Origin of the sequence: Nocardioides cavernae, assembly GCF_013410035.1 — a bacterium.
Lineage (GTDB): Bacteria > Actinomycetota > Actinomycetes > Propionibacteriales > Nocardioidaceae > Nocardioides > Nocardioides cavernae_A.
This window is the reverse complement of sequence record NZ_JACCBW010000001.1, coordinates 1,021,128-1,045,986: the sequence shown is the minus strand read 5'-3', so window position 1 is coordinate 1,045,986 and position 24,859 is coordinate 1,021,128. Positions and strand designations below refer to the sequence as shown.

The following is a 24,859-nucleotide window of genomic DNA, read 5'->3' as shown; positions in this document are numbered from 1 at the left end:
CCCCGGGAAGTTCGTGGCCGAAATGCTGCACCGCGGTGTGCGGGAACACCCACCCCTCAGGTAGCGTTGCCCTCACGATATGTAACCGTTCAGACCGGGCGCGTCGGGGAGCTCCTCGACAGCCCCGGCCAAGTGTGCGAGGGGGTCGACCCTATGGGGCGCGGCCGAGCGAAGGCGAAGCAGACCAAGGTTGCCCGCGACCTGAAGTACCGTACTCACGAGACGGACTTCGGCGCGCTGGCGAAGGAGCTGCACGGAGAGGACACTCACTCCACGAGTGAGGTCGATCCTGACGAGGACGAGTGGTCGGACTACGCCGACCCGCGTCGTCGCGCAGACTGACTGATCGCACCTGATCACCTCACCCGGGTCCATGGGTGAGCGGGCGTACGAGCGCGCCCCGGGTGCGGTGGGTCATGGGCATCTCCAGCGACCGGTGCCGGGTCGGTGCGGTTCGTCGCGCCGACCCGGCGCGGTCGGTCGTCGGGTCCTCCGGGCTCAGCCCAGGTGGATGCCGCGCAGGCGGCCGACCTCGCGCATGCGCTGCTCGGCGAGCCGGTCCGCGGCCTCCGCCGTGGTGACGCCGTCGGCGGTGGCGAGCTGGAAGACCTTGCGCGTGGTGTCGAAGATGCCGGTGGCGCGCTGCTTGGCGCGCTCGAAGGAGAAGCCCTCGAGCTCGTCGGCGACCTGGATCACGCCGCCGGAGTTCACGCAGTAGTCGGGCGCGTAGAGGATGCCGCGCTCGTCGACCTGCTTCTCGATGCCCGCGTGGGCGAGCTGGTTGTTGGCCGCACCGCAGATGATCGAGGCCTTCAGCACCTCCAGGACGTCGTCGTCGATGGCTCCTCCCATCGCGCACGGGGCGTAGACGTCGATCTCGCTCGCGACCAGCTCGTCGGTCGTGGCCACGGCACGCACCTCGGGGAGCTGCGCGCGGATCGCCTCGACGGACGGGGCGTGCACGTCGGTGACGACCACCGAGGCGCCGTCCTCGACGAGGTGGCGGACCAGGTGGCGCCCGACCTTGCCGACGCCCGCGACACCGACGGTGCGGCCCGCGAGGGTGGGCTCGCCCCAGACCTGCTCGGCCGCGGCGCGCATGCCCTGGAAGGTGCCGAAGGCGGTCAGCACCGAGCTGTCGCCCGCGCCGCCGTGCGCCACGGTGCGACCGGTCACGTAGGAGCACTCGCGGGCGATGTGGTCCATGTCCTCGCTGAACGTGCCGACGTCGCACGCGGTGAAGTAGCGCCCGCCGAGCGACTGGACGAAGCGGCCGTAGGCCCGCAGCAGCGCCTCGGTCTTCAGCTCGGCCGGGTCGCCGATGATGACGGCCTTGCCGCCGCCGAGGTCGAGGCCGGCGAGCGCGTTCTTGTACGACATGCCGCGCGAGAGGTTGAGCACGTCGACGATCGCCTCGTCGGTGCTGGCATAGGGGTAGAACCGCGTCCCACCGAGGGCCGGACCGAGGGCCGTGGAGTGGATGCCGATGATGGCCCTGAGGCCGGTGGCCCGGTCGTTGCAGAAGACGACCTGCTCGTGCTCGCCGCCGAGGTCGAAGACGTCGACGCTGCTTGCTCCAGACATGCGCGTGGATCCTTTTCTGGTGGGTGCGGCCGCGGGGTGTGCGGACCTGGTCGACGCGGCCGAGGGGTGGTGACCGCGCTCACGTTCCAGCGTATCGCTGCGCGAACCGGCCGGCCGCATCACTGGCTGCGCAGCACCAGCACGTCGCCGTGGGTGCCGTAGCCGAGCAGCTTCCCGCCCGCCGGGCGCCCGTCGAAGGTCACCATCAGCCACCCGCCGTCGATGCGTGCGAGCGTGGGCCACGGCAGGTTGGTGGGGTAGGGCGCGTCCAGCGCGCCGACGTCGCGCATGCGGAGGTCGAAGGCCGGGAAGCGCGCCCGCTGCCCGCGCGGCGAGTCGCGTCCGTCGCTGGCGAGCACCACCACCTCGCCCTCGACGTCGACGAGGGTGGTGCCCTCGGTGGCGGTGCGGTCCGTGGCGGCGCCGAGCAGCGCGAGGTCGGACAGCGCAGGTCCGCCCGCGAGCGCGGGGTGGAACTCGAAGAACCTGCGGGCGCTGACGAACCCGACCAGCCACGCCCCGTCGCGGCGTACGAGGTGGGGGTCCCAGGTCGCGATCGAGGCGAGCCCGTCCGTGGGCAGCGGCAGCTCACGGGTGTCGAGGACCTGGGCGCCCCGCAGCACGTCGGTGCCCGCCACGGGCTCGGCGAGGGTGACCCGCAGGCCAGCGGGCGTACGCCGTCCCGCCCGCGTCGTCGGCTGCTCGAAGTCGCCCCACGTGCTGGTCGCCACCAGCCACCGGCCGTCGGCGCGCACGACGTGGGTGGCGTGGTCGCCGAAGACGCCCACCCGGTCCGGCCGCCGGAAGAAGAGGTCGCCGGTGTGGGCGAGGTCGAGCGTGGCCGGGTCCAGGCGCCAGACGCTGGTGTGTGCGGTGTCGAAGAACCCCGGGCCCGCGGACGTGGCGGTCAGCCACAGGGACCCGTCGTCGCGGACGGGGGTGCCGTCGTCCTCGGTGACGAAGCGGATGTCGCGCAGGCCGAGCTGTCCGAACCGTCCCGCAACGCCACCACCCGGAGGCAGGTCGACCTCCAGCCCGGCCAGGGCCCCCTCGTCGCGGGTGTCGAGCACGTCCCGGAGGTCGTGCCGGGCCCGGGCGACCCACCCGCCCGCCTCGAGGCTCCACGCGGCCACGTGCGTGCCGGTGAGGCTGATGCCGACGCCGGCCGGGGCGTCGGCCCGGTGGAAGCGCCGGCTCCGGAGGCGGCCGACGCCCGTGACGTCGAGCGACACCGATCCGTCGTCGAGCGACGCCGCGAGGCGGTGACCGCCCAGGACGAGTGCGACGGGCCCCTCGACGGACCGGGCGGTGGCGGCGACGTAGGGCGCCACGGACGGGAGCGCGACCGTGCCGCCGGTGGCGCGGTCGACCTGCACCGACCCCGGTGCCACCAGGTCGACCGGGCGCGATCGGCGCACGATCTCGAGTCGGGGGAGCACGGCGTCATCGTGCCGCAGGTCCGCGAGCGGGACACGCAACAGGGCCCCGATCGGGACGTGATCGGGGCCCTGCTGTGCTTGTGGGCAGGGGCGGGGTCGAACCGCCGACCTATCACTTTTCAGGCGATCGCTCGTACCAACTGAGCTACCTGCCCAAGCGGGGTCGAGAATACATGAGCCCGGAGCCGGGCGGTGAATCGGCTCAGCCTGCCGGGTCGCGCACCGGCAGCTCGAGCCAGAACGACGAGCCGACCCCGGGAGCGGACTCACCGCGGACGGCGCCACCGTCGCGCTCGGCCAGGGTCCGCGCCATCGGCAGGCCCAGTCCGCTGCTCTGCGCGCTGAAGCCGGCGTAGTGCGCGAACGGGTCGAACGCCTTCTCCAGGTCCTCGGGTGGGAGGCCGGGCCCGTCGTCGCGCACGATGATGCGCACCATCGCCTGACCGCTCTCGCCGAGCATCCGGCTGGTGGAGATGTGGACGGTGCCGCCCTCGGCGTTGTGGTGCGCGATGGCGTTGCCGACGAGGCTCGTCAGCACCTGGCGTACGCCCGACGCGTGCGCGCGCACCGTGGCGGCGGGGTCGATGTCGACCACCATCTCGACGCCCGCGGTGCCCGCGGGCGAGCGGTGCCAGTGCACGACGTCGGCCACCGCGTCGGCGATGAGGACGTCCTGCCGCTCCTCGTCGTCGGACAGGGTGCGGCCCGCGCCCAGCAGGCTGTCGACGATGCCGAGCAGTCGTTCGCACTGGCGCACGATGACGGGGCCGTCGCGCAGCATCGCCGCTGCGAGGAGCTCGTCCGGGGCGTGGTCCGCCTCGTCGATGAGCACCTCGGTGTAGCCGAGGATCGAGGAGACCGGTGTGCGCAGCTCGTGGCCGACGGCGCCGAAGAACTGCTGGAAGGCGTCCTGTGCCTGCGTGCCGCTCTCGATGGCCTCCGCCAGGGCACGGCGGGAGTGCTCGAGCGACAGGCGAGAGATGAGGGCGGCGTTGAGGAGGGCGAAGTCCTGCAGCAGGTCCTCGGGCCACTCGCCGGCCTGCAGGCTGATCAGCGACATGCTGCCGAACATCACCTCGCCGGACGTCCAGGCCGACGACACCAGGCTGCGCACGTCGGAGCCGGCGAGCTCGGCGATGTCCTGGGCGGCCTCGTCCGCCGGCAGGAGGTCGCGGTCGGTGATGGCGGCGACTCCGCACGCGCGCAGGCGGCGCGACGTCCACGGCATCGTCAGCGCGGCCTCCGGACCCGCGCCGGGGGGAGGCACGAACGACCGCGTCGCCCCGGGGGCGAGCCACTCGCGCAGCCACGCCCGGCCGCCGAGCTGCCGCCAGCCCTCGCCCTCCGCGGGGGGCAGGCTGGTGAGCGCGGCGAGGAACACCTCGACGCGGTCCCCTCCGAGCAGGTGGCGCGCCGCCGCCTCGATGGCCTCGTCGACCGGGGCCTCGGTCCCCAGGATCCTCAGCGCGAGCGCCGTCGCCGCGGACGACGGCCGACCGGTGGCCGTCGGGTACTGGAGCGCCGGGTGCTCGATCACGCGGAGGGCTCCGTTCGTGTCGTGGCGGTGAAGCGGCAGGGACGTGGCGAGATGCCTCGACTCTGGTCGATGCGCACCCGTTCGCTCAAGACCATTTCCCGTTCCACCCCCCACGTCGCGACCTCCGTGAGGACGGCCAGCCCGAGCGTACGCCCCGGGCAGGCGTGCGGACCGGCGCCGAACGGGAGCCACGCCCCGGGTCGTCGTGGTCCCTCCCAACGGGTGGGCTCGAAGTCACCCAGGGGCGCGGGGCCGCCCGGCACGAGGTCCTCGAGGCGGCCGAGCAGGAGCGGGCTGACCATCACGACGGAGCCGGCGGGCACCGTCGTGCCGCCGAGCGCGACCTCCTCGCGGGTGATGCGGGCGGTCATCCACGTCGGAGGCGTCAGCCGCAGGGTCTCCCACACCGCGGAGACGGGATCGACGGCGCCGGTCGGGTGGGAGGCGAGGTGCGCGAGGAGGAAGGCGCCGGCGGCGATGGGCACCTGGATGCCGGCGGCGAGGAACGTCGCCGTCTCTGCGGGACGCTCGACCGCGTCGAGGCTCGCCAGGAGGTCCTCGAGGTGCGTCCGGGCGCGTGCCTCCCGGCGCCGCAGGCGGCTCCACCGGCCCGGCGGCCTCCGGGCGGCGATGACGGGCCCGAGCGCGTCGATCCAGTCGAGGACGGCGTCGCCGACCGCGTCGCGCTCAGCGGGCGCGAGGGCGGGCGTGGCGGCGGCGGTGGTGGCGCGGGCCACGGGCCGACGCAGGAGGTCGAGGGCGTCGTACGGCTGGCCCGGGCGCGCCCGGTCGTGGTCGCGCACGGCGTCGGCCCACTCGCGGACGAACGTGGCGCGGCCGAGTGCCACCTGCGCCGGGTCGAGCGGCGCGAACACGAGGTGCCCCGAGCGGGTGTCACCGGTGCTGCCGGACAGGTCGCCGGTGCGGCTCACGTCGCTCGGGAAGTCGAAGCGGGCCGGGTCGGTGAGGACCTCCCGGGCCACGGCGGGCGTCGTCGCGAGCCACGGCCCGTGCGTCCCGAGCGCGTGCACCCCCGTGCGGGGTGCGGACAGGACAGCGCCGAGCCGGCCTCCGGCCGACTCGGCGCTGTCGATGCGTGTCACTGCGTGGTGCTACCGGTCGTGACCGGTGGCGTTCAGCCCCGCGGCGGGCGCGGGCGCCAGCCGTAGAGCGACTGCAGCTGGTTGGCGGCGCGCTTGGACTCGATGCGGGTGCGGATGCGGTTCATCATGTGATCTCTCCAGGGTGGGTGGGGTTGCGTGCCCGTCAGGGGGACGAGCACGGGGGTGACACCGCTGGAGCCGTTGACCCGGTGGTGCATTCAGGGACGGGTCAGGACTCCATGTCGCGCAGTGTCTCGGCGATCAGGTCGGTCAGCTGTTGGATCCTCAGGGGTTTCTGCATGACCTTCGTGATGCCGAGCTCTTGGAGGACCGCGCGGTGCTCGCCGGCCCAGGCGCTGATCACGACGATCCGGAGGTCGGGGGCGACCTCCGGGTTGACGCGCAACCAGCGCACGACGTCCACGCCTGTCATGCGTGGCATCGTGAGGTCGAGCAGCATGACGTCGAAGCCCTCGGCCTGCAGGGTCTCCACTGCGTCGAGGCCGTCCACCGCCGTCGCAGCGTCGTGACCGGCGCGCTCGATCAGGCGGCAGAAGACGTCGCGGATGTCCTCGTTGTCGTCGACCACGAGGAATCGCAGGTGCCGCCCGTCACTGCTCACGGGGCAAGATTAGTCAACAGAGGTGGCAACTCGCTCCATCTCTCGGAGATTGCTGCCACTTCTCTACGTGTCGTGGGTCTCTCGGGGGTCTCCCGCGGGTGTCCCGGCGTCGTGGTTGGGAGGCCCGAGCGCGCTGGCCCTATGCTGGGCCACGCTCACCGGGTCCGTCCCGACGAGCTGGCCCCCATCGTCTAGCGGCCCAGGACCCCGCCCTTTCACGGCGGTAGCGCCGGTTCGAATCCGGTTGGGGGTGCGACCCGGCCTCGAGGTGCCGCCGATTGTGTGGCGCCGAGGAGCATGGGTTAGAGTTCCACCCGCTTCACCAGAAGCACCTGGCCCCGTAGCGCAGTTGGTTAGCGCGCCGCCCTGTCACGGCGGAGGCCGCGGGTTCGAGTCCCGTCGGGGTCGCAGGAGCATGACCGAGGAGGGCGAGCCACCAGGCTCGCCCTCCTCGTCATTTCCCGCCGCTCGATCGTCAGAAGCCCCATTGCACGCGGCTCCTACGCTGGTGGGCATGCCGATCGACCTGGAGCCCGCCGAGTTCGACGCGATGGTGGGCCGCGCCCTCGACGGACTTCCCGACGACCTCGCCCGGCTCGTCGAGAACGTCGTCGTGCTGGTCGAGCCCGAGGCTCCCGCCGACGACCCGGACCTGCTCGGCCTCTACGACGGACTGGCGCTGACCGAGCGTCCGGCCAACCACGCCGGCATGCTCCCGGACCGGATCCTGCTCTTCCGCGGCCCGCTCCTCGACATGGCCGACACGGTCGAGGACCTCGAGGACGAGGTGCGGATCACCGTCGTGCACGAGGTCGCCCACCACTTCGGGCTCGACGACCAGCGGCTCCACGAGCTCGGCTGGGGGTGACGGCCGGCGACGCCCGACCCTGCCTTGACGATCGTCAAGATTTTACTTTAGCGATACCGCAATTGTGTCCCGACGGCCCATCCGAGGGCGCATCCGGCGATCGCGAGGACGGTGGTGGCGACGACGTACGCCGTCGCGACCCGCGCGGGGCGCTCGACCGCCTGCACGGCGAACGACGAGAACGACGTGAAGCCGCCGCAGAAGCCGGTGCCGAGGAGCGCCCACGCGCCGTCGTCCAGCGCGAGCGCGGCGAAGACCCCGAAGAGGGCGGAGCCGAGGGTGTTGACCAGCAGCATCCCGCGCGGGAAGGCGCCGTCGAGCCGGGCGAGCACGTAGCGCAGGGGGGCCCCGACCGCCGCACCCATCGCGACGAGGAGGGCGGTGCTCATCGTCGCGCCTCCCCGGGCTCGGCGCCGTGGGCCAGCCGCTGGCCGATCGCCGCAGCCGCGAGCCCGGCGCCGAGCGTCAGCGCGAGGTAGAGCCCGGCGACTCCCGCGTGGTCGGCGGCCGCGAGGTCGCGCACCTGTCCCGCCCACGCGGACACCGTGGTGAACCCGCCCAGCACGCCCGGCCCGAGCGCGGCCGCCGCGCGGTGCGAGCGGCGTACGACCGCGAGAGCGGGGAGGACGCCCAGGAGGAAGGCGCCGACGACGTTGATCCCCAGGGTGTGCCACGGCAGCAGGGTGTGGGGCGCGACGGCGTCCACGGCATGGCGCAGGACCGCGCCCACCGCGCCACCGGCGCCGACCAGCAGGAGGGTCGAGGCCTCCAGCGGGCGGGCGCTCACCCGACCCGGCTGGCCGAGGTCGCCCCGGGCGGCGGGTCGCCGGCCCACGGACGGGCCGAGGCACCGTCGAGCTGGTGGACGAGCTCCCCGAGCAGCCAGTTGTGGAAGGAGCGCTGGGGGGTGGTGCGCGCCATCGCGAGCAGCCGCTCGGCGCGGCAGAACGCATCGGCCACGTCGAACATCTCGGACATCGTCACGAAGATCGGGCCGGACTCGCGCACCATCGGGAAGGTGATGTCGGTGCGGGGGAGGCCCTGCGACTCGGCCGCGCGCACCTGCTCCCAGTAGGACTCGGGGAACTGCCGCTCGAAGTTGGCGAACATCGAGGTGAGGTCGCCGGCGAGCGGGTAGTCGGACTGGTGCGACAGCGACAGGAGGCGGAGCTCGCGGCGCAGCTCGGAGTACTGGCGGATGAGGCTGAGGTAGAGGGGGACGTCCATCCCGAGGAGGCTGACCTCGACGGCGGCGTCGCTGGTGGGCTCGGGGAGGTCACGCTCCTGGTGGTCGATGACCCACTCGGCGGAGCGGGTGTCGGCCATCTCGGTCGCCGGCTCGAACCACACGATCTTGCCGTCGTCCTCGATCGTGGCGCCCCACGCGACCGCGCACTGGGCGACCATGGACAGGCCGCGGCCGAAGGTGAGCAGGAGGTCGAGCTCGTCCGCGCCGTCGAGCGGCACGGTCGGCGGCACCGGCGGCCGGGTCGAGCCGTCGAGCACCTCGATGCGCGGGTGGGTCGCCGTGCCCCGCACCCGCACCTTGTAGGGGGCCGAGGCGTGCAGGAGCGCGTTGGCCACCAGCTCGGAGACGCCCAGCTCGGCGCACTCGACGAGGTCCGCGCGCTCGAGCCGCTCGCAGATGTCGCTCACCCAGCGCCGCGCGTCTGCCGCGGCGCGCGGCGACGACGCCAGCGTCAACTCGGAGCTCAGCGGCACTGGGACTCTTTTCAACGGGCGTCAAGGGGGTGGACAGTCCAGTGGGGCCATGATTGCCCAGGAAGAAGTCATTCAAACCTCGACAACCACACTAGTTTCCCCGAAGCCTCCGTCGAGGTGTGAGCAAGCAGACGCGACCGGCGTTTCGCGCCCGCGCACGCGCGGGAGGAAGATGGGTACAGCAGTGGACGACGCACCTTCGACCCCAGGAGCTTCCATGACCTCGACCCAGTCCGCCCGCCACAAGGTCGTCGTGATCGGGTCCGGCTTCGGCGGTCTCTTCGGCACCAAGGCGCTGCGTCGGGCCGACGTCGACGTGACCGTCATCGGCAAGACGACGCACCACCTCTTCCAGCCCCTGCTCTACCAGGTCGCCACCGGCATCCTGTCCGAGGGCGAGATCGCGCCGCCGACCCGTGAGGTCCTCGCCGGCCAGGACAACGCCAAGGTCATCCTCGGCGAGGTCACCGCGATCGACCTGACCGCCAAGACGGTCACCTCGCGGGTGCTCGGCCGCGACACCGTGACGTCGTACGACTCCCTGCTCGTCGCCGCCGGCGCGAGCCAGTCCTACTTCGGCAACGACCACTTCGCCGAGTTCGCGCCCGGCATGAAGAGCATCGACGACGCCCTCGAGCTCCGCGGGCGCATCTTCGGCGCCTTCGAGATGGCCGAGCTCGGTGCGACCCGCGGCGACGACGTCGACCACCTGCTGACGTTCGTCGTCGTCGGTGCCGGCCCGACCGGCGTGGAGATGGCCGGCCAGATCGCCGAGCTCGCGCACAACACCCTGCGCAAGGACTTCCGCGCGATCAACACGCGCCACGCCCGCGTCGTCCTCGTGGACGCCGCGCCGCAGGTGCTGCCGCCCTTCGGCGCCAAGCTCGGTGACAAGGCCAAGAGGGAGCTCGAGAAGCTCGGCGTCGAGGTCATGCTCGGCGGCATGGTCACCGAGGTCGACGAGCGCGGCCTCGAGGTGAAGTTCAAGGACGGCCGCGTCGAGCGGATCAACTCCGTCGCCAAGATCTGGGCCGCCGGCGTGCAGGCCAACCCGCTCGGCAAGACCCTGTCGGAGCAGACCGGTGCGCCCCTCGACCGCGCCGGGCGCATCGCGGTCAACCCCGACCTCACCCTGCCGGGACACCCCGAGGTGTTCGTGGTCGGCGACATGATCGCCCTCGACAACCTCCCCGGTGTCGCGCAGGTGGCCATCCAGGGCGCGAAGTACGCCGCCAAGGAGATCAGGAACCGCCTCGAGGGCAAGGCCCCGCAGCCGCCGTTCAAGTACTTCGACAAGGGCTCGATGGCCATCATCAGCCGCTTCCGCGCGGTCGCGATGGTCGGCAAGCTGCGGCTCACCGGCATCATCGCCTGGCTGATGTGGCTCGGCGTGCACCTCGTCTACCTCACCGGCTTCAAGAACCAGGTCTCCGCCCTGATGCGGTGGGCGATCACGTTCATCAGCAACAACCGGTCCGAGCGGACGACGACCGAGCAGCAGATCTTCGCCCGCGCCGCCCTCGCGCGGCTCCGTGGCGGTGCCGCCGACCTGGTCTCCGACCCGGGCATCTACGACGCGACGCGCGCGATGATGGAGGAGACCCGCCGTCAGGAGCTCGAGGCGTCCGCGGCCCGCGAGGCCGAGCTCACCGACTCCGGTGTGCGCGGGGTGCCGGAGGAGCGGGTCGGCGGGGCCTGACCCAGCAGCCTGCGCAGCACGGGGCCCCGCGGCAGCGGGTGCCCCGTGACGCGCGCCGCGAGCCGGAAGGCGACGCCGGCGATGATCGCGCCACCGATGTCGTCGGCGATGTAGTGCCAGCCGAAGTAGAGGGTGGCCACGACCGTCAGGGCGAAGTTCACCCAGAGCACCCGGCGCACGAGGATGCTGCGCACCGTGTGCTGGGCCATCAGGGCCCACAGCAGGGCGATCGCGGTGTGCAGGCTCGCGAAGCCGGCGACGCCCTGGTAGTCGCCGCCGCCCCACAGGAAGCCCTGGCGTGAGTAGACGAGCGAGTCCATCAGCTCGGACGTGCCGTTGGGCGTGATGTCGGTGGTCAGCCAGGGGTACATCAGCCCGGGGCCGAGCGTCGGCAGCAGGTAGTAGGAGACGGTGCCGAGCGTCCACGCGATCCCCTGCGCGGTGACGAACCACCAGCCGTAGCCGATGTTGTTCGACCACACCAGCCACACGGTGACGAGGATGGCGACGAGCGGGATGTAGGCGAGGTAGACGGCCGAGAGCACGTGCGCGGTGAACCCCGTCCCGAGCAGGTCGTGCAGCGCGGTGGCCGGGTCGTGCCCCAGGAGCAGCAGCCGGTCGAGCACCCGCAGCTCGCGGTCGTACTTCACCTCCCGGACCAGCGGCAGCAGGGACTTCAGGTTCCGGTAGGCGACGTAGACGATGTAGAAGCCCGAGATGCCGATCACCACGAGCTGCAGCCGCGCCGGCGTCCAGTGCGTGCGTACGCGCTCGCGCACCGCCGCCGCGGTCCGTGCGGGGTCGAGCCGGCCGACCCACAGGGCGCGCGGCAGCAGGTCGATGACGATCGCGGTCAGGCACAGCACCGGCAGGCGCACCCACGACGGGCCGAGGAAGCTCCCCTCCGGGTCGGCGACCGGCCGGTCGAGGGCGAGGCTGGCGAACAGGGTCACCGCGCCGATGAGGGCGGCGTTGGCCGCCAGGAAGGCGTAGGGCCGGCGCCCCAGGGCGGATGGCGTGGACATGGGTCTCCGGTCGTGCACGGGACGGGCGTTGGGGGCATTCTGCCCAGCGACGCCAAACGTCCGCCGGACGGGTGCCGGGAACACCACGTCCCCGCGGACGCGTTGCCCCGGGGAACGACATCCGGGCCGTCAGAGGAGGAGACGTCATGCGTGCAGTGGTCTACAGGGAGAGCGGCGACGCGTCGGTGCTCGAGGTGGTGGAGCGGGAGGCCGCGCGGCCGGGGCCGGGCGAGGTGCGGGTACGGATCGTGCGGGCCGGCGTGAACCCGACCGACTGGAAGTTCCGCGCCGGCGGCATGGGCGAGCTGGCCTTCCCCGAGATCGTGCCGGGCCAGGACGGTGCCGGGGTGGTCGACGCCGTCGGCCCCGACGTCTCCGGCGTCGCGGTCGGCGACCGGGTCTGGACGATGCTCACGCAGCACCAGCGCCCGGGCGGCACGGCGCAGGAGCAGGTCGTGGTGCCCGTCGAGCGCGTGACCGCGCTGCCGGGTTCAGCGTCGTACGACGTCGGGGCGTCGCTGGGCGTCCCGGCGGTGACCGCGCACCGGGCCCTCACGACCTCCGAGGACGGCCCGGACCGGCTGGCGCCCGGCGCGATGGACGCGATGACGGTCCTCGTCGCGGGGGGCGCGGGTGCGGTCGGCAACGCCGCGATCCAGCTGGCCCGTTGGGCCGGCGCAACGGTCGTCGCGACCGTCAGCAGCGCCGAGAAGGCCGCGCTGGCGACGGCGGCGGGCGCGCACCACGTCGTCAACTACCGCGAGGGCGACGTCGTGGAGGCCGTGAAGGGCCTCGCACCCGACGGGGTCGACCTGGTCGTGGAGGTCGCGCCCGCGCAGAACCTGCGCGACGACCTCCGGGTGATCAAGCCGCGCGGCACCATCGCGATCTATGCCAACAACGGCGGCGACGAGGTGACCCTGAGCGTGCGCGAGACGTTCTCGACCAATGCCCGCTTCCAGTGGGTGCTGCTCTACACCGTCGGGTCCGAGGCGCTGCGGGCCGCCGCCGACGACATCACCGCGGCGCTCCGCGACGGGGCCTTCGGCGTCGGCGAGGCGCACGGGCTCCCGCTGCACCACTACCCGCTCGAGCGCACGGCCGACGCCCACACGGCCGTCGAGGACGGCGCGGTCGGCAAGGTGCTGCTCGACGTGTCGGAGGAGTGACCCGCGTCAGGCCTTGACGGCGAGGACCGGGCGCGGCGCGTCGAGCAGGACCTGCTGCTCGGTGCTGCCGAGGATCAGCTTGCCGACGGGCGTGCGGTGCCGGATGCCGAGGACCAGCAGGTCCACGCCCGGCTCACCGGCCGCCGCCAGGAAGTCGTCGACGCCGTCGCCGGACTCCGGCGCGAGGACGGTCAGCAGCTCCACGCCCGCGCCCGCCGCGGCGCCCGACGCGAGCGCGACGACCTCCTCGGCCTCGGCGGCGTCGAGCGGGACGTTGTGCACCACCAGCTCGGTGCGGTGGAAGGCGGCCTGCACGGCGCCCGCGCGGACGGCCTCCGCGCCCTCGGGGGTGGACCTGTAGAAGACGAGGACGCTCACGGGGCTCTCCTGGGTGTCACGGGCCGACTCGGGTGTGCGGGGTAGGCCTCCAGGGACTCGAACCCTGAACTAACGGATTAAAAGTCCGCTGCTCTGCCAATTGAGCTAGAGGCCCGGGTGCGCGGCGTCGCGGAGGTCGTCCCGACGTCGCGCGCTGCGACCATCCTTCCAGACCCCGAAGCGTGCGGCCCCGGGCAGGCACGGCTCAGCCCGTCGGCTCAGCCCGTCGGCGACTCGTCCCGCTCCGGCTCCGGCGCGCCCAGCAGCCGCTCGAGCACGTCGTGGGCCGAGGGGGAGCGACCCTTGGTGGGCGTCAGGTCGCGACCGGCGCCCGCGACGAGTGCGCCGGCGACGTCGCGCACCTTGCGGTTCGAGTTCATCGAGAACGCTCGCAGCAGCGCGAAGGCCGTGTCGGGGTCCACGCTGTAGAGCTGCACCAGCACACCCTTGGCCTGCTCGATCACGGCACGGTGGGCGGCGAAGTCGGACGCGGCGGTGTCGAGCTCGACGGCGACCGCCTCCCGGCGGATCTCGGTGAGGTCGACCAGGTGCCCCGCGACGAAGCGCGTGCCGTCCGGCTCGACCTCGGGGTGGCCGGCGGCGATGACCACGCGCTCACCGTTGGTCGCGGTGACGATCCGGTGGAGGAAGGAGAAGGGGCGCTGGTGCTCGACGACCGCCTCGCGGGACTCCCAGGCCGCGGCCCGGTCGTCCGGGTGGATGTGCCGCATCACCAGCTCGGTCGACGGCACGACCTCTCCGGGCTCGAATCCGTGGATCCGGTACATCTCGTCGGACCACGTCCAGACGTCGGTCTCGTGGTGGTAGGCGTAGCGGCCGACCAGGGCGTCGTGCGACGCGCTGAAGGCCCCGCCCCCGCTGCTCCGCGTCATGCCCGGATGATGCCGCGCCTCCGCCCACGGGGGCAACCGGCGCGGGCCCGTAGCGTTGCGCCATGACCACGCTCGTCGAGATCTGCCTGGAGGACGTCGGGGGAGCGGCCCTCGCCGCGGCCGCCGGCGCGGACGGTCTGGAGGCGTGCGCCGGGCTCGCCGACGGGGGCACGACGCCGTCGCTGGGCTTCGTCCGGCACTGCGCCGGGGCGGCGCCGGGGCTGGCGATCCGGGTGCTCGTCCGCTCCCGCGCGGGCGACTTCGTCCACACGCCGGCGGAGGTCGACGTGATGGCCGCCGACATCGAGGCGGTGAGGTCTGCGCTGGGAGCGACGGCCGACCTCGGCTTCGTGGTCGGCACCCTCGAGCCCGACGGCACCGTCTCGGCCGCTGCCGTACGCCGCCTCGTCGAGGCCGCGGGCGGTGCCCCCGTCACCTTCCACAAGGCGTTCGACTCGGTGCCGGACCAGGGCGAGGCCCTTGCGCTGCTGCGCGACCTCGGGGTGTCGCGCGTCCTCACCTCCGGCGGCCCCGGGCCCGCGCTCGACCACCTCGCGGTGCTCGCGGACCTCGTGCGGCGGGGCGGCGAGGAGGTGCGGATCGCGGTCGGGGGCGGCGTACGCCCGGCCAACGTGGCGCGCATCGTGGCGGAGACCGGCGCGCGCGAGGTCCACCTGCGCGCACCCGGGACGGTGGTGCCCGCCGGGGTCTCGGCGGGGTACGACGACGGCCGGCGCAGCGCGACCAGCCCCGTCGTGCTCGCCAAGGTGATGGCGGCGCTCGGCCGCTAGTCCGCATCGATCGTCACCTCGGGAGCAGGTCCGGGGATGACGAATGATGCGGACTACGCCGACGACGCGGTGTCGCCGGGGAAGAGCACGGCACCGGCGACGGGGTCGACCCCCGACACGTCGTCCAGGGGGAACATCGGCCGGCGGATGCGCTCGTGCCCCAGCCGGGCGAGGTGCTGGTCGACGCCGCCCGGGGTGAGCGCCAGCATCCAGTCGGCGGCCATGTCGAACAGCTCGGGCTCGAGGTAGCCGATCTTGACCACGACGACGTCCGCCCGACGGGGGTCGAGGCCGAGCCGGGTGAAGTCCGACTCGAGGTGGTAGGGCCGCCGCCGGCGGGTGACGACCACGTCGACCGCGGGAGTGCGGACGACCACCTCGAGGTTGTCCTCGCCCGGCACGACCGCGACGACCCGCCCCGAGACCTCGACCGGTGGTGCCGGCCGGGCGTCAACCCGGGCGCCCAGCGTGAGACGTACGTCTGCACCGACGCCCGCCTCGGCGGCGGCGAGCGCGCCCGCGTGGTCGGGGATCGAGGCGTAGATGGCCCGCTTGCCGCTCGCGAGCAGCTCCTGGCTGGCGAGCAGCTCGGCGAGGGTCCAGGTCACGTCGCCGGCGCCGCCGGCGGTGGGGTTGTCGCCGGAGTCGGAGACGAAGTACGGCGCGACCGGCGACGCGACCGCGGCCGCGAGGACCTCCTCGAGCGAGCCGGTCGGGGCCACGAAGCCGAACTCCTCGCGACGCTCCCACAGCTCACGCGCCAGGCCCGTCGCCTCCGCGAGCGCGAGGTCGGCGTCGTCGCCCACGGCCATCACGACCGCGTGGTTGCGGGGCTCGTCGGCCCAGGGGTAGCCGATCCAGATCCCGGCGTCGAGGATCCCGTCGAGCGCCTCGATCCCGGGCACCCGGGCGTAGAGGCTCGTCGCGGGCTCCTGCCGGGTGCTCGTCATCTCGCCGGGCAGCAGGATCGGCACCGGCACCCAGGCCTTCGCGGGCCGCCGGCGCCCGGCCGGGAGCGCCAGCCGGTCGACGAGGTTTCGCGCGGCGCGCTCCTTGGTCTCATGCCAGTCCACGTGCGGGGCGGTGCGGTAGGTCGTGAGGAGGTCGACGGTCTCGGCGAGCGTGCGCGACACGTTGCCGTGCAGGTCCATCCCGCTGCTGATGAGGCAGTCGGGACCGACCACGGCGCGTACGGCGACGGCGAGGTCGCCCTCCATGTCGTCCATCCCGACCACGCTGGCGGCACCGTGGATGTCGAGCACGAGGCCGTCGAGCGGTCGCTCCTCGATCGTCGCGACCAGCCCGGCGAGGATCTCGCCCTTGAGCTGGGCGTAGTCCTCGGCGGGGATCGCGCCCCCGGCGATGGAGCGGGCCTGGAGGATCCCGACCCACTCGGCGCGGTCGGCGAGCGAGCCTCCCGCGCGCCAGAAGTCCCACGCGTCGAGCACCTCGCGTCCGCGCAGCGGGGCGAGCATCGCCGCCGTGGTGAGCGCGGGGGAGAAGGTGGACGCCTCGAGACTGATGCCGCAGACCGCGACGCGCGGAAGGGCCGGAAGGATGACTTCGGTGGTCACTTCTGGATGGTGTCAGGCAGCCCCGCGGGGTCCGTCGGCAGGCCCGTTGGTCGAGTGTTCACCCACAGGAGGTCCTCGACAGGTGACGACAGGGCATTTGTTGGTAGGGTCTGTCGTGCAACAGGTGCAAGTTCCAGCAGGTTGACGCCCGCGGAGTTTGTGATCCAACGGCGTTTCCCTCTTCGGGCCCTTCCAGCTTGTGAGTCGGAGCGACGTGTCACCGCACTTGTGGCGGAGCCGTCGACGTGACGGCTTCTCGTTCCGATAACAGGAGTACCGAGCACATGGCTCAAGGCACCGTGAAGTGGTTCAACGCCGAGAAGGGTTTCGGCTTCATTGCGCAGGAGGACGGCGGCGACGACGTCTTCGTGCACTACTCGGCCATCCAGACCAACGGCTACAAGTCGCTGGACGAGAACCAGAAGGTCGAGTTCGACGTCACCCAGGGCCCCAAGGGCCCGCAGGCGGAGAACGTCCGTCCGATCTGATCGGCTGACGCTGGACCTGTTCCAGATCTGATCACGACCTGGCCCCTACCCCGTTCCGGGGTCGGGGCCAGGCTCGTTCTCAGGGGTGACATTGACACGTTCGGGTCATACCGGACGGCCGCGTCCGTACGACAGACTTGGCGTGAGCGCCTACTGTTGGAAGATCGGGAAGGAAAGGAGGGTGACGTGCACGACCAGTTCGACGTGACCCTCGAGGACGGAGACCTCCTCGGCGAGGTCGAGCTCACCACCACCCTGATCATCGCCGCGAGCGAGTCCGACGAGCACCTCTCGCAGGAGGAGATCGACCGTCTCCTCGGCGTCACCCCGCGCAAGCCGCAGGACTGACCCGCCCGCGACGGCTCAGCACGTCGCGAAGAGCACCGGACCGCTCGTGAGGTCCGACAGGACGTAGCTGCCCTCCACCGGCACGAGGTCGAGCACCACCTCGCGCCCGTCCGACGCCGCGGCCTCCACCGCGAACCGGTCGGAGAAGTCGCCACCCTGTCCGGGTGCGGGGCCGGCGGCCAGTCGAGCGCGGGCCTCGGCGTCCTGGGCCGCGTCGTCGGCGTCCTCCACCTCAAGCACGGCTCGCACGTCGCCGCCCCGCCGGACGCCCATCGCGAAGCCCGACAGCGGGTGCACCCCGCCGGCCGCCTCGACGAGCTGGTCGGCCTCCGACTGCGCGTCGGCGTCGGCCTGACCCATCGCGAGGTGCTCGCAGGCGTACGCCCCGTCGTACACCGCCGCGGCCAGCGGCTCCTCGAGCGTCTCGGCGAGGTGGGCGAGGACGTGGGCGCCGTCGGCGTCACCGCGGGCGGACTCGACGGCACGCTCGAGGTAGGGCACCTGGTCGGAGGCGAGCACGAGGTCGTCGCCGACCAGCGCGACGTGCTGGAGCTCGGGGGTCAGCCCCGGGCCCACCCCGGCGAGCACGTCCGGGCCGCCGACCCAGACCCCCTCGTCGTCCTCCGGCTCACTCCACCCGCCCGCGCGCAGCCGGTCGGCCACGTCGTCGGTGTCCGCCTGGTCGCCGAGGCCGATCACCTCGACGGCGCCGTCGGTGGACTGCGCCAGCAGCTCCCACGCGATCGTGGCGGGCGAGAACCCGAGCTCGTCGTGGATGACGCCCGCCGACGTGCCCAGCGCCGACATCGAGGAGAGGTCGCGTGCGAACGCGTCGTCGACGAACGCCTCGACCTCCCCGGCCGACGACCCGGGGCCGACGTCGGCGCCCAGCTCCCGGCGTACGGCGGCCCAGTCGGTCCACGAGGCGCGGCTGGTCGCCTCGGGCGCACGCGCCAGCGCCTGGGCGAGCGGCGTGCCCGGCCCGAGCAGGCGCAGGACCACGACGGCGCCCACCGCCACCACCACCGCTGCGACGAGGACAGCCAGCAGGCGACGCGGCACGGACGGGGCTCCTCGGGGATCGATGGTCGGTGTGACACTACTTCCATGGAGCCCCGCGACGTGCGCGCTGCCGGAGCCGTGGTGACCCGCAAGGGCAACGAGGTCCTGCTCGTCCACCGGCCGAAGTACGACGATTGGTCGTTCCCCAAGGGCAAGCTCGACCCCGGTGAGCACGCGGTCACCGCCGCGGTGCGCGAGGTGGCCGAGGAGACCGGGGTGGACGTACGCCTCGGGCCGGCCCTGTCGCGGCAGCGCTACCGGTTGTCCAACGGACGCTGGAAGAGCGTCGACTACTGGGTCGCGCGGGTCGTCGGCAGCGACGACGTGACGCGCTACGCCCCCAACGACGAGATCGACGGCGTGGAGTGGGTGGGGTGGGAGGCGGCGATGCGCCGGCTCACCTATCCCTACGACCGCGAGACCCTGGCCGAGGCACGCCGGCTGCGCCGCAAGACCCGCGCGCTCGTGGTGCTCCGGCACGGCAAGGCCCGCTCGCGCGGCGGGTGGAGGAAGGACGACCGGGCACGTCCGCTGCTGGCGGCCGGTGAGGCGCAGGCACAGAGGCTCGTGCCGCTGCTGGCCGCCTTCGACGTCACCGCCGTCCACACCTCCTCGAGCACCCGCTGCGTGCAGACGGTCACGCCCTACGTCGACACGACCGGCTGGCCGATGAAGGCCTACGACGAGCTGAGCGAGGAGGACGCCTCGGTCGACGGGGTCGTCGAGCTCGTCGACGGCCTCCTCGACGCGCGTGAGAACGCCGTCGTGTGCACCCACCGCCCCGTGCTGCCGACCGTGCTCGACGCGCTCCGCGTACCGGACGCGACGCTCGAGCCGGCCTCGATGCTGGTCGTCCACCACCGCAAGGGCCGGGTCGTCGCGACGGAGGTCGTGCAGCCCTGACGGGCGCCTCCTGACACGCCTGCCGGTCCGCCCTTTAGTCCGCTCCCACGGGCTCCGTCAAGGCGGCCCGGACGAGTTCATGTGATCGCCGTCGCACGCCCGGATTCCCGACGCCAACCGGCCCGGTCGAGTTCACCCCTCGTTCACCGTCGGCGCGGTGCTCGTTCTCCTGGCGTCCCTAGCGTCCTCGACGTCAGCAATCATCAGACTCATCAGGAGCACCTGAAGTGAACCGCACTTCCTACCGCAAGCTGCTGGCCCCCAGCGTGGCCGTGCTTGCCCTCTCGATCTCCCTCACCGCCTGTGGTGGCGGCAACTCGGCGGACGAGGCGTCCGCCGACACCGGTGACTCCGGCTCCTCCGAGACCAGCGGCGACTACGCCGACCTGTCCGGCGAGCTCGCCATCGGTGGCGCCTCGTCGCAGGAGTCCGCGCAGAACGCCTGGATGGTCGGCTTCGGCGAGGTCGCGCCCGGCGTGACCGTCTCCTACGACCCCGTCGGCTCGGGCGGTGGCCGCGAGAACTTCATCTCCGGCGGCTTCCCGATGGCAGGCTCCGACTCCTACCTCACCGACGACGAGGGCGAGCTCAGCGCGGCCACGGAGACGTGCGCCTCCGAGCCGATCGAGATCCCCAACTACGTCTCGCCGATCGCGGTGATCTACAACGTCGACGGCGTCGACGACCTCAACCTCTCGCCCGAGACCCTCGCGGGCATCTTCGCCGGCACCATCACCACCTGGGACGACGAGGCCATCAAGGCCGACAACCCCGACGTCGACCTGCCCAGCGAGAACATCACGCCGGTCCACCGCTCCGACGAGTCGGGCACGAGCGAGAACTTCACCGACTACCTCGACGCCGTCGCCGGCGACGTGTGGACCTACGGCGCCATCGAGACGTGGCCGACCGAGGCCGGTGGCGAGGGCGGCAAGGGCACCTCTGGCGTCGTCCAGGTCGTCACCGACGCCCCGAACACCATCGGCTACGCCGACGCCAGCCAGGCCGGTGGCCTCGGCCAGGCCAACATCAAGGTGGGCGAGGAGTACGTCGCCCCGAGCTCCGAGGCCGCCGCGAAGATCTTCGAGGTCTCCCCGCGCGTCGAGGAGGGCTCGGACGTCAACATGGCCTTCGACCTCGACCACGAGACCGAGGAGGCCGGCGTCTACCCGATCGTCCTCACCTCCTACCTCCTCGCGTGCCAGACCTACAGCGACGAGGCCACCGCGGCCAACGTCAAGGGCTACATCTCCTACATCCTCAGCGACGAGGGCCAGGAGATCGGCTCGAGCGAGGCCGGCTCGGCCCCGCTGACCGACCAGATCCGCACCGAGGCCCAGTCCATCGTCGACACGATCTCGGCGGGCTGACACCACCCAGCACGGCGGCGGGGGTCGGGCCCGACAGGCCCGGCCCCTGCCGACACGTCGTCACCCGGGTGAGACCCACAGGAGGACAAGAGTGACCACCGCGATCCAGGAGCCCGCTCCCCAGCTGGAGGAGCGCGCCCGGACGACCCGCGTGGGGGACGCGGTCTTCAGCCGCACTGCGCTCGGCGCCGCCCTGCTCGTCGTCGCCCTGCTGGCAGGCGTCGCCATCTTCCTGTTCATCCAGGGGCTGCCGGCGCTCGACGCCCACGGTGAGCAGGCGTACGGCAAGTCGAGCGTCTGGACGCTCGTCGGCCCGCTGCTCTTCGGCACCGTCCTGTCCGCGCTGCTCGCGATGATCATCGTGACGCCGCTCGCGATCGGGCTGGCGCTGGTGATCTCGCACTACGCCCCGCGCCGGCTGGCCAAGCCCGTCGGCTACCTCGTCGACCTGCTCGCGGCCGTGCCGTCGGTGGTCTTCGGGCTGTGGGGCATCGCGGTCCTCGCGCCCCGCCTGACGCCGTTCTACGAGTGGCTCAACTCGTGGTTCGGCTGGATCCCGCTCTTCGACGGGCCGGTCTCCGGCTCCGGACGCACGCTCCTCACCGCGTCCGTCGTCCTCGCGCTGATGGCGCTACCGATCGTCACCGCGATCCTGCGCGAGATCTTCGCCCAGACCCCGACGATGCACCAGGAGGCGGCCCTCGCCCTCGGTGCGACCCGCTGGGAGATGATCCGCCTCGCGGTGCTGCCGTACGCCCGCTCCGGCATCGTCGCCGCGCTCCTCCTCGGCCTCGGGCGCGCGCTCGGCGAGACGATGGCCGTCGCGATGGTGCTCTCGGCTACCGGCGCCATCATCAGCTTCGACGTCATCTCGTCGGCGAACTCGAACACCATCGCCGCCAGCATCGCCAACAACTACGCGAACGCCGCCGGGCTCAAGATCAACGTCCTGATCTTCGCCGGCCTCGCCCTCTTCGTCCTGACCTTCGCGGTCAACTTCCTCGGCCGCTGGGTCGCCACCCGTGGACAGGTGAAGGCATGAACACGCTCATCGACTCCGAGCACACCGTCGACCACCTCGAGCCCCTCACCGGCGGCACCATGCCGCGCATGGCCCCCGGGCTCGTCGCCGTCGTCTCGGTCGCCCTCGGTGCCCTCGCGCTGCTCCTCGGCGTCGGCATCTTCGGGGCCGTCGCGCTCGCCTGGCTCGCGTACGTGCTGGGCCTGACCTTCTGGACCCGCGCGGTCGAGGGGTCGCGCAAGGCGACGGACACCCTCGTGCAGACGCTGATGTGGAGCGCGTTCGTCCTCGCGATGGTCCCGCTGGTCAGCCTGATCTGGACCGTCGTGCAGCGTGGCGCGCCGGTGCTGACGCCCGCGTTCCTCAACGACGACATGAGCGGCCGCGCGCTGCTCGGCGTCGGCGGCGGGATCTACCACGCGATCATGGGCACCATCATGGTGACGTCCATCGCGGCCGTCATCGCGATCCCGATCGGCATCTTCACCGCGATCTACCTCGTCGAGTACGGCAAGGGCAACCGCCTCGCGAAGGTCATCACCTTCCTCGTCGACGTCATGACGGGCATCCCGTCCATCGTCGCCGGCCTGTTCGCCATCGCGCTCTTCATCGTCGTGACCGGCGACCCGCTCCCGCGACTCGGCATCGGCGGCTCGATCGCGCTGTCGCTGCTGATGCTGCCGACGGTGATCCGCTCGGTCGAGGAGATGCTCAAGCTCGTGCCCGACGACCTGCGGGAGGCGTCGTACGCCCTCGGCGTCCCGCGCTGGCGCACGATCGTGAAGGTCGTCCTGCCCACCGCCGTCGCGGGCATCGTCACCGGTGTCACGCTCGCCATCGCGCGCGTGGCCGGCGAGACCGCGCCGCTGCTGCTGATCCTGGGCACCGCGCGCGTGGCGAACTGGAACCCGTTCTCCGGACCCGTGCAGACCCTGCCGGTCTACATCTTCCAGTCGCTCGGCCAGACCACCCACTTCAAGTACGGCCCGATCTGGACCGACCGCGTGTGGGGCGCCGCCCTCTTCCTCATCATCATCGTCATGTCGCTCAACCTCGTCGCGAGGATCGTCGGCAAGGCCTTCGCCCCCAAGACCGGCCGCTGAGCCGCAGACCAGCACCACCCGACCAAGGAGTCACCCCCACCATGGCCAAGAGCATCGACGTCTCCGACCTCGACATCTACTACGGCGACTTCCTCGCCGTGCAGGGCGTCAACATGCACGTCCGCGCGCGGTCCGTGACGGCCTTCATCGGCCCGTCCGGCTGCGGCAAGTCGACCGTCCTGCGCTCGCTGAACCGCATGCACGAGGTCATCCCCGGCGCCCGCGTCGAGGGCAAGGTGACCGTCGACGGGCAGTCCCTCTACGACTCCGCCATCGACCCCGTCGCCGTGCGCCGCCAGATCGGCATGGTCTTCCAGCGGCCCAACCCGTTCCCGACGATGTCCATCTACGAGAACGTCCTCGCCGGCAACCGCCTGAACGCCAAGAAGATGAAGAAGTCCGAGGCCGACGACATCGTCGAGCGCTCCCTCAAGGGCGCGAACCTCTGGAACGAGGTCAAGGACCGCCTCGCCAAGCCCGGCATGGGTCTCTCGGGCGGTCAGCAGCAGCGCCTCTGCATCGCCCGCGCGATCGCCGTGGAGCCCCAGGTCCTGCTGATGGACGAGCCCTGCTCGGCCCTCGACCCGATCTCGACGTCCGCGATCGAGGACCTCATCCACGAGCTGAAGTCCGACTACACGATCGTCATCGTCACCCACAACATGCAGCAGGCGGCGCGCGTCTCCGACGAGACCGGCTTCTTCAACCTCAAGGCCGCCGGCCAGCCCGGCCACCTGGTGGAGTTCAACTCGACGCAGAAGATGTTCGCCAACCCGGACAACGAGGCCACCGAGGCCTACATCTCCGGTCGTTTCGGCTGAGCCCCTCCGCCCGCCCGGCCACCCGTGCGGCCAGCCGGCTTGGTCTGCGTGCCGGGGTACCTAGGGACGATCTGGTCGCCCGATCGGGGGTTCGGGCTACCAGGTCGTCCCTAGATACCCCGCCGTGGGGAGACGCTCGATGGCCGGGCACTGGCCGCTGGTCGTCCACAACAGCCCCGCACGAAGGTGGCGTGCGGCTCCTGTGGAGAGCCGCTCGCCACGTCGTACGGCCCCCGCGAGGGTCGCGGCATGGAACAGCCGGCGTGGACGGAGGGGGCCCGACCCCGTCACGGCCTCGGGCCGCAAGAAGGGTTGCCGCCCGGTCTGGTCTGGCCGAGCAAGCGGGGTGATCCGGACGGACCGACACCGTGGCAGGCTCGATCTGGGGCGTTCCGTCGTACGGGCGGGGGCACCTGGGTGCCGAGCGACACGCCGGTCTCGGTCGACCAACGGATCGTGGAGGCGGCAGCGCGACTGCCCGCGCACGGCGGCGTGACGGGCTGGGCGTCCCTCCGTTGGGCAGGCGGCAGCTGGTTCCAGGGCACGGGGCGCGGGTCCGAGCTGCTGCCGGTCACTCTGGCCCTCGGCAGCCGGCACACGTTGCGACCGGGCCACCTCCTCGGAGTCAGTCAGGAGCTGGTGCCGCCCAGCGAGCTGCTCCGGCTGCGCGGTGTGCGCCTGACGAGCGCCCGGTGGAGCGTGGCGTACGAGATGCGCAAGGCGGCGACGGACGAGGCGGCGATCGTCGCCTTCGAGATGGCCGCCTATGACGACCTGGTGTCCGTCGAGGAGCTGGCCGCCCTCACGCAGAGCGAGCTGTGGATCCGACAGGGCGTCCAGCGGGTGCGCGACGTCCTCTGCATGCTCGAGGAGAACTCGTGGTCCCCGATGGAACCGGTCATGCGCCTCGCCTGGCAGCTGGACGCAGGGGCGCCACGACCGCGGGCGAACCACCCCGTCTTCGACCTGTCCGGGCGTTTCGTCGGCACGCCGGACCTGTTCGACCCGATCGCCGGCGTCTACGGCCTGTACGACGGCGCGCTCCACCTCGCTGGAGAGGTGCGGCACGCGGACGTCGTCAAGGAGGCGGCCTATCGGCGCCTGGGGCTGGAGGGGGTGACGATGATGGCGGGGGACCTGGCAGACCGGGGGGCCTTCGTCGGCCGGCTGCGCGGGGCGTACGCCCGTGCTGAGCAACGGCCGGCGCATCAACGCCGCTGGTTGCCCGGACTGCCGGACTGGTGGGTCCCCACCGCGACGGTGGCGCAGCGCCGCGCGCTCTCGGCGCACCAGCGCCGTCGTCTGCTGCGCTACCGGTCCGCGGCATGAATGCAGGGGG

The 24,859-nt window shown here is 72.3% G+C and carries 26 protein-coding genes and 4 tRNA genes; 15 read left to right on the top strand and 15 right to left on the bottom strand.

Going from position 1 to position 24,859, the window contains the following annotated elements:
- Window positions 1-153 precede the first annotated feature (153 nt).
- Window positions 154-342: a DUF3073 domain-containing protein gene (locus F4692_RS05180; RefSeq protein ID WP_179618525.1), complete on the top strand. Its 189-nt coding sequence runs from the start codon at window positions 154-156 to the stop codon at window positions 340-342.
- A gap of 156 nt (window positions 343-498) precedes the next feature.
- Here F4692_RS05180 and F4692_RS05175 read toward each other — a convergent pair whose 3' ends face one another.
- The 6 genes from F4692_RS05175 to F4692_RS05150 form a co-directional block, all read right to left on the bottom strand.
- Window positions 499-1,584 (bottom strand): Glu/Leu/Phe/Val family dehydrogenase, encoded by a 1,086-nt coding sequence (locus tag F4692_RS05175; RefSeq protein ID WP_179618524.1) that lies wholly within the window; start codon window positions 1,582-1,584, stop codon window positions 499-501.
- 119 nt (window positions 1,585-1,703) lie between these two features.
- Window positions 1,704-3,023 carry a hypothetical protein gene (locus F4692_RS05170; RefSeq protein ID WP_179618523.1) on the bottom strand — a complete coding sequence of 440 codons (1,320 nt, stop codon included), beginning with the start codon at window positions 3,021-3,023 and terminating at the stop codon, window positions 1,704-1,706.
- Window positions 3,024-3,104: 81 nt separating this feature from the next.
- A tRNA-Phe gene (locus F4692_RS05165) sits at window positions 3,105-3,178 on the bottom strand.
- Between the two features lie 47 nt (window positions 3,179-3,225).
- The gene (locus F4692_RS21740; RefSeq protein WP_179618522.1) at window positions 3,226-4,560 is read right to left on the bottom strand and encodes a sensor histidine kinase; all 1,335 of its coding nucleotides are present in this window, start codon (window positions 4,558-4,560) and stop codon (window positions 3,226-3,228) included.
- Window positions 4,557-5,663: a cytochrome P450 gene (locus tag F4692_RS21735; RefSeq protein WP_179618521.1), complete on the bottom strand. Its 1,107-nt coding sequence runs from the start codon at window positions 5,661-5,663 to the stop codon at window positions 4,557-4,559. Before F4692_RS21735 ends, F4692_RS21740 begins: the two co-directional genes overlap by 4 nt.
- Window positions 5,664-5,892: 229 nt before the next feature.
- The gene (locus F4692_RS05150; protein WP_179618520.1) at window positions 5,893-6,285 is read right to left on the bottom strand and encodes a response regulator; all 393 of its coding nucleotides are present in this window, start codon (window positions 6,283-6,285) and stop codon (window positions 5,893-5,895) included.
- Between the two features lie 180 nt (window positions 6,286-6,465).
- Between F4692_RS05150 and F4692_RS05145 the strand changes: the two genes are divergently transcribed.
- The 3 genes from F4692_RS05145 (at window position 6,466) to F4692_RS05135 (ending at window position 7,153) form a co-directional block, all read left to right on the top strand.
- Window positions 6,466-6,538, top strand: a tRNA-Glu gene (locus tag F4692_RS05145).
- An 81-nt stretch (window positions 6,539-6,619) separates the two neighbouring features.
- Window positions 6,620-6,693: transfer RNA gene (locus tag F4692_RS05140), tRNA-Asp, on the top strand.
- 106 nt (window positions 6,694-6,799) lie between these two features.
- Window positions 6,800-7,153: a metallopeptidase family protein gene (locus F4692_RS05135; protein WP_179618519.1), complete on the top strand. Its 354-nt coding sequence runs from the start codon at window positions 6,800-6,802 to the stop codon at window positions 7,151-7,153.
- A 47-nt stretch (window positions 7,154-7,200) separates the two neighbouring features.
- Here the strand turns inward: F4692_RS05135 and F4692_RS05130 are convergent, their stop codons facing one another.
- The 3 genes from F4692_RS05130 to F4692_RS05120 are packed head-to-tail and all read right to left on the bottom strand — an operon-like array spanning window position 7,201 to window position 8,875.
- The gene (locus tag F4692_RS05130) at window positions 7,201-7,542 is read right to left on the bottom strand and encodes a fluoride efflux transporter FluC (protein ID WP_179618518.1); all 342 of its coding nucleotides are present in this window, start codon (window positions 7,540-7,542) and stop codon (window positions 7,201-7,203) included.
- Complete coding sequence (locus F4692_RS05125) at window positions 7,539-7,940, bottom strand: FluC/FEX family fluoride channel (protein ID WP_179618517.1); 402 nt, start codon at window positions 7,938-7,940, stop codon at window positions 7,539-7,541. The genes F4692_RS05130 and F4692_RS05125 overlap by 4 nt, the downstream gene beginning before the upstream one ends.
- Window positions 7,937-8,875, bottom strand: a complete 939-nt coding sequence (locus tag F4692_RS05120) for an ATP-binding protein (protein ID WP_179618516.1) — start codon at window positions 8,873-8,875, stop codon at window positions 7,937-7,939. Before F4692_RS05120 ends, F4692_RS05125 begins: the two co-directional genes overlap by 4 nt.
- A 217-nt stretch (window positions 8,876-9,092) precedes the next feature.
- Here F4692_RS05120 and F4692_RS05115 point away from each other — a divergent pair, with 217 nt between their 5' ends.
- Window positions 9,093-10,574, top strand: a complete 1,482-nt coding sequence (locus F4692_RS05115; protein WP_179618515.1) for an NAD(P)/FAD-dependent oxidoreductase — start codon at window positions 9,093-9,095, stop codon at window positions 10,572-10,574.
- Here F4692_RS05115 and F4692_RS05110 read toward each other — a convergent pair.
- Window positions 10,484-11,599 carry a phosphatase PAP2 family protein gene (locus F4692_RS05110; RefSeq protein ID WP_179618514.1) on the bottom strand — a complete coding sequence of 372 codons (1,116 nt, stop codon included), beginning with the start codon at window positions 11,597-11,599 and terminating at the stop codon, window positions 10,484-10,486. The two genes, F4692_RS05115 and F4692_RS05110, sit on opposite strands and share 91 nt — an antisense overlap.
- Window positions 11,600-11,745: 146 nt before the next feature.
- On the opposite strand from F4692_RS05110, the gene F4692_RS05105 reads away from it, so the two are divergent.
- On the top strand, window positions 11,746-12,768 hold the full coding sequence (locus F4692_RS05105; RefSeq protein WP_179618513.1) for an NADPH:quinone reductase: 1,023 nt from the start codon (window positions 11,746-11,748) through the stop codon (window positions 12,766-12,768).
- 6 nt (window positions 12,769-12,774) lie between these two features.
- Here the strand turns inward: F4692_RS05105 and F4692_RS05100 are convergent, their stop codons facing one another.
- The 3 genes from F4692_RS05100 to F4692_RS05090 all read right to left on the bottom strand — a co-directional run bounded on the left by F4692_RS05100 (window position 12,775) and on the right by F4692_RS05090 (window position 14,039).
- On the bottom strand, window positions 12,775-13,146 hold the full coding sequence (locus tag F4692_RS05100) for a universal stress protein (RefSeq protein WP_179618512.1): 372 nt from the start codon (window positions 13,144-13,146) through the stop codon (window positions 12,775-12,777).
- Window positions 13,147-13,188: 42 nt separating this feature from the next.
- Window positions 13,189-13,261: transfer RNA gene (locus F4692_RS05095), tRNA-Lys, on the bottom strand.
- Window positions 13,262-13,364: 103 nt separating this feature from the next.
- Window positions 13,365-14,039, bottom strand: coding sequence for a PAS and ANTAR domain-containing protein (locus F4692_RS05090; RefSeq protein ID WP_179618511.1), 675 nt, complete (start codon window positions 14,037-14,039; stop codon window positions 13,365-13,367).
- A gap of 62 nt (window positions 14,040-14,101) precedes the next feature.
- Between F4692_RS05090 and F4692_RS05085 the strand changes: the two genes are divergently transcribed.
- Window positions 14,102-14,830, top strand: coding sequence for a copper homeostasis protein CutC (locus F4692_RS05085; RefSeq protein ID WP_179618510.1), 729 nt, complete (start codon window positions 14,102-14,104; stop codon window positions 14,828-14,830).
- Window positions 14,831-14,883: 53 nt separating this feature from the next.
- Here F4692_RS05085 and F4692_RS05080 read toward each other — a convergent pair whose 3' ends face one another.
- Window positions 14,884-16,404 carry a M81 family metallopeptidase gene (locus tag F4692_RS05080; protein ID WP_218858154.1) on the bottom strand — a complete coding sequence of 507 codons (1,521 nt, stop codon included), beginning with the start codon at window positions 16,402-16,404 and terminating at the stop codon, window positions 14,884-14,886.
- Between the two features lie 284 nt (window positions 16,405-16,688).
- On the opposite strand from F4692_RS05080, the gene F4692_RS05075 reads away from it, so the two are divergent.
- Both F4692_RS05075 and F4692_RS05070 read left to right on the top strand, forming a co-directional pair.
- Window positions 16,689-16,892, top strand: coding sequence for a cold-shock protein (locus F4692_RS05075; RefSeq protein ID WP_179618509.1), 204 nt, complete (start codon window positions 16,689-16,691; stop codon window positions 16,890-16,892).
- A 186-nt stretch (window positions 16,893-17,078) separates the two neighbouring features.
- Window positions 17,079-17,240 (top strand): hypothetical protein, encoded by a 162-nt coding sequence (locus tag F4692_RS05070; RefSeq protein ID WP_179618508.1) that lies wholly within the window; start codon window positions 17,079-17,081, stop codon window positions 17,238-17,240.
- Between the two features lie 15 nt (window positions 17,241-17,255).
- On the opposite strand, the gene F4692_RS05065 is transcribed toward F4692_RS05070, so the two are convergent.
- Window positions 17,256-18,302: a hypothetical protein gene (locus F4692_RS05065; protein WP_179618507.1), complete on the bottom strand. Its 1,047-nt coding sequence runs from the start codon at window positions 18,300-18,302 to the stop codon at window positions 17,256-17,258.
- 45 nt (window positions 18,303-18,347) lie between these two features.
- Between F4692_RS05065 and F4692_RS05060 the strand changes: the two genes are divergently transcribed.
- The 6 genes from F4692_RS05060 to F4692_RS05035 all read left to right on the top strand — a co-directional run bounded on the left by F4692_RS05060 (window position 18,348) and on the right by F4692_RS05035 (window position 24,849).
- Entirely contained in the window at window positions 18,348-19,205 is an 858-nt protein-coding gene (locus tag F4692_RS05060; protein ID WP_179618506.1) for an NUDIX hydrolase, read from the top strand.
- 227 nt (window positions 19,206-19,432) lie between these two features.
- Complete coding sequence (gene pstS / locus F4692_RS05055) at window positions 19,433-20,575, top strand: phosphate ABC transporter substrate-binding protein PstS (protein WP_179618505.1); 1,143 nt, start codon at window positions 19,433-19,435, stop codon at window positions 20,573-20,575.
- Window positions 20,576-20,666: 91 nt separating this feature from the next.
- The gene (gene pstC, locus F4692_RS05050) at window positions 20,667-21,617 is read left to right on the top strand and encodes a phosphate ABC transporter permease subunit PstC (RefSeq protein ID WP_179618504.1); all 951 of its coding nucleotides are present in this window, start codon (window positions 20,667-20,669) and stop codon (window positions 21,615-21,617) included.
- Window positions 21,614-22,699, top strand: a complete 1,086-nt coding sequence (gene pstA, locus F4692_RS05045; protein ID WP_179618503.1) for a phosphate ABC transporter permease PstA — start codon at window positions 21,614-21,616, stop codon at window positions 22,697-22,699. The genes pstC and pstA overlap by 4 nt, the downstream gene beginning before the upstream one ends.
- A gap of 41 nt (window positions 22,700-22,740) precedes the next feature.
- Window positions 22,741-23,520: a phosphate ABC transporter ATP-binding protein PstB gene (pstB, locus tag F4692_RS05040; RefSeq protein WP_179618502.1), complete on the top strand. Its 780-nt coding sequence runs from the start codon at window positions 22,741-22,743 to the stop codon at window positions 23,518-23,520.
- Window positions 23,521-23,937: 417 nt separating this feature from the next.
- Window positions 23,938-24,849, top strand: coding sequence for a hypothetical protein (locus F4692_RS05035; protein WP_179618501.1), 912 nt, complete (start codon window positions 23,938-23,940; stop codon window positions 24,847-24,849).
- Window positions 24,850-24,859: the final 10 nt, after the last annotated feature.

Bases quoted from the DNA above. Each gene is read 5' to 3' on its own strand.
- pstB (WP_179618502.1), top strand. From the start codon at position 22,741: ATGGCCAAGAGCATCGACGTCTCCGACCTCGACATCTACTACGGCGAC.
- F4692_RS05110 (WP_179618514.1), bottom strand. From the start codon at position 11,599: ATGTCCACGCCATCCGCCCTGGGGCGCCGGCCCTACGCCTTCCTGGCG.
- pstA (WP_179618503.1), top strand. From the start codon at position 21,614: ATGAACACGCTCATCGACTCCGAGCACACCGTCGACCACCTCGAGCCC.
- F4692_RS05060 (WP_179618506.1), top strand. From the start codon at position 18,348: ATGGAGCCCCGCGACGTGCGCGCTGCCGGAGCCGTGGTGACCCGCAAG.
- F4692_RS05090 (WP_179618511.1), bottom strand. From the start codon at position 14,039: ATGACGCGGAGCAGCGGGGGCGGGGCCTTCAGCGCGTCGCACGACGCC.
- F4692_RS05135 (WP_179618519.1), top strand. From the start codon at position 6,800: ATGCCGATCGACCTGGAGCCCGCCGAGTTCGACGCGATGGTGGGCCGC.
- F4692_RS05115 (WP_179618515.1), top strand. From the start codon at position 9,093: ATGACCTCGACCCAGTCCGCCCGCCACAAGGTCGTCGTGATCGGGTCC.
- F4692_RS05180 (WP_179618525.1), top strand. From the start codon at position 154: ATGGGGCGCGGCCGAGCGAAGGCGAAGCAGACCAAGGTTGCCCGCGAC.
- F4692_RS05175 (WP_179618524.1), bottom strand. From the start codon at position 1,584: ATGTCTGGAGCAAGCAGCGTCGACGTCTTCGACCTCGGCGGCGAGCAC.
- F4692_RS05085 (WP_179618510.1), top strand. From the start codon at position 14,102: ATGACCACGCTCGTCGAGATCTGCCTGGAGGACGTCGGGGGAGCGGCC.
- F4692_RS05075 (WP_179618509.1), top strand. From the start codon at position 16,689: ATGGCTCAAGGCACCGTGAAGTGGTTCAACGCCGAGAAGGGTTTCGGC.
- F4692_RS05105 (WP_179618513.1), top strand. From the start codon at position 11,746: ATGCGTGCAGTGGTCTACAGGGAGAGCGGCGACGCGTCGGTGCTCGAG.
- F4692_RS05130 (WP_179618518.1), bottom strand. From the start codon at position 7,542: ATGAGCACCGCCCTCCTCGTCGCGATGGGTGCGGCGGTCGGGGCCCCC.